General features: G+C 73.4%; 1 protein-coding gene. It reads right to left on the bottom strand.

All coding sequences use genetic code 11. The features are described 5' to 3' along the window. Positions 1–2,880 (bottom strand): type I polyketide synthase (locus tag ACFC09_RS45945; protein WP_376539168.1); only part of this gene is annotated, 2,880 nt, incomplete at both ends.

Raw genomic sequence — 2,880 nt, 5'->3', positions numbered from 1 at the left:
CGATCGAACACCACCGTCGCCGGAAGCCGCAGACCACACACCACACCCAGACGATTACGCAACTCCACCGACGTCAACGAATCGAACCCGAGGTCGGAGAAGGCCCGGAGCGGCTCGACGTCCGCGGCGCTGGAATGGCCCAGGACCGCAGCGACGCCTTCCCGGACGGCCGTCAGGACGGCATCGGCCCGCTCCGCCTCGGGGAGCGCACGCACCCGGTCGGCGAACGAGTCTCCGCCGACCGCCACGGCCGCGTCCACCGCGCGGCGGGCCGGAGTGCGGACCAGGGTGCGGAGCAGGGACGGGAGGTCCCCGGCCGCGGCGCGGACGCCGAGCGCGGTCTCGTCCAGGCGAGCGGCGACGAGGACAGGACTGTCCACCCCGAGAGCGGCGTCGAACAGCGAGAGAGCGTACTCGGCCGCCATCGGAACCAGCCCGGCGCGAGCCAGTCGGGCGAGATCGACCCGGCTCAGCCCGCCGGTCAGGCCACTGGCATCAGCCCACTGACCCCACGCCAGCGCCAGCCCGGGCAGCCCGGCGCGCCGCCGCCGCACCGCGAGTGCCTCGACGAAGAGGTTGGCGGCGGCGTAGTCGGCCTGGCCCGCGCTCCCGAGCGTGCCCGCGATCGAGGAGAAGAGGATCAGGGGACTGGCATCATCGACGGTCAGCTCGTGAAGGCGCCACGCCGCGTCCGCCTTGGCACGCAGGACCACGTCAAGCGCCGCCGGGGTGAGGCTGGCGACGGTCGCGTCGTCGAGGACGCCGGCCGCATGGACGACGGCCGCGAACCGGCCGTGCCGACGGAAGAGCTCCGTGACAGCCGCCCGGTCACCGACATCGCAGGACTCGACGACCACACGCGCGCCCAGCACCGCCAGCTCCGCCACCAGGTCAGGGACGACGCCGGAACGACTGACCAGCACCAGCTCGCGAACCCCGTGAACCGACACCAGATGCCGGGCCAGCAAGCGACCCAACACGCCGGTACCACCGGTGATCAGCACCGGACCGCCAGACTCGAAGGGTGACGACACCGGAGGCGAAGTGTTCGGGGCGGGCGCGGCCACGCGGGTCAGCCGGGGAATGCGGTAGCCGTCCGGAGTGACGGCGATCTGCGGCTCGGCGATGGCCAGGAGGTCGGCGAGGACGGAGTCGGGGGCCGGCGACGCGGCGACCGGGGCAGCGGCCTCAGCACCGCGACCCGATGTCGACGCGCTATCCGCATCCACATCCTCATGCACATCCGCCAGGATGAAGCGCCCGGGGTTCTCGGTCTGCGCGCTGCGGATCAAACCCCAGACTGCTGCGGCGGCGGGGTCGTCGGCGCACGCCCCCTCGGTCAGGACGATCAGGGGGAGGTCGGTGGTGCCCTCGTCGGCCAGCCAGTGCTGGACCGCGGTGAGGACTCGGCCAAGGAGGGTTCGCGTTGCTGCTGGCGGGTCGAGTGGGTCGGCGTCGGTGCGGCGGGCCGGGAGGACGGCTGCGGCGAATCGCTCGTTGGCGAGTGCGTCGCAGAGAGCTGTGACCGTGGGGAACACGTGTCCGGTCCGGTCGGACGCCGTGTCGTCGAGCACTGCGAACCCGCCCGTCGGCAAAGCTCCGTCCGCCGGTGTCGAGACCGGTACCCACTCCACCTCGAAGAGCCCTCGGCGGGCTGGGGCACGTCCGGCCAAGCCGGTGTCGCCGATCGGGCGGAGCAGCAGCTCGCCAACCTCGATCACCGGGTCGCCCGCGCCGTCCCAGGCGGTGAGGGTGACCGAGCCGGCGGCGGGGCCGGGGGCCAGGCGGACGCGGAGGGTGCCCGCGCCGACCGCGTGATGGCGCACGCCGGCGAAGGAGAACGGCAGCAGGCCCGGATCACGGTCGCCGAGGAGGCCCAGGACCACGGGGTGGACCGCCGCGTCCAGGAGAGCCGGGTGCAGCCCGAAGTCGGTCGCGGCGGCGCGCCCGGCCTCGTCAAGCGCGACCTCGGCGTAGACGGCGTCACCGACCGCCCACGCAGCGACCAGGCCCTGGAACACTGGGCCGTATTCGTAGCCGCGCTCGGCCAGGCGGGCGTAGGGGTCGTCGAGCGGAATGACGCGGGCGCCCGGCGGGGGCCAGGCGGCCGGGCGTGGCAAGGTGCTGTCGGGCGCCGGGTTCGGCCCGCCGGAGAACCGCGGCGAAGCGTCGGAATCGGTCGGCGCGGGGTCGGCGTAGCGTGGCGCGGCGCTGTCGCCTGGGGCCGACGTGCACAGGGATCCGCTTGCGTGGCGGACCCACTCGCTGTCGGTGTCGGCGGGGCGCGAGTAGACGCTCACCAGGCATACGCCAGCGCTGTCCGTCGGTCCCACGCGGACCTGAAGTATCACTGCGGCGTCGGTGTCGAGCAGCAGGGGCGACTCCAACACCAGTTCGTCGAGGACGTCGCAGCCGGTCTGGCTGCCGGCTGCGAGGGCGAGTTCGACGAATGCTGTTCCGGGGAGCAGTACGGTGCCGTCGACTGCGTGGTCGGCCAGCCATGGCTGGGCGTCCAGGCCGAGTCGTCCGGTGAGGAGCACGCCCTGGCCGTCGGCGAACTCTACTGCGGCGCCGAGGAGCGGATGCCCGGTTACGCCGAGTCCGGCTGCGACGACGTCGGCTGTGCGGGCTGGGGCGTCGAGCCAGAAGCGGCGGCGCTGGAAGGGATATGTCGGCAGCGGGACCGTGCGGCGCTGGACGGCTCCGGCGTCCGGGTCAGCGCCGGAGAGGAGGTCGACGTCGACGCCCAGGACCCACGCCTCGGCGGCGGACAGCAGGAACCGGTCAAGGCCGCCCTCGTCGCGGCGGAGGGTGCCGACCGCGGCGGCATCGGTGTTGGTGTCTGCCGCCTCGATGGTCTCCTGGAGCGCCGGTACCAGC

It is taken from the genome of Streptomyces sp. NPDC056161, from assembly GCF_042268025.1.
In the GTDB taxonomy this organism is placed as follows: domain Bacteria; phylum Actinomycetota; class Actinomycetes; order Streptomycetales; family Streptomycetaceae; genus Streptomyces.
The sequence above is the reverse complement of the archived record's forward strand: the minus strand, read 5'-3'. Positions and strand labels throughout refer to the sequence as shown.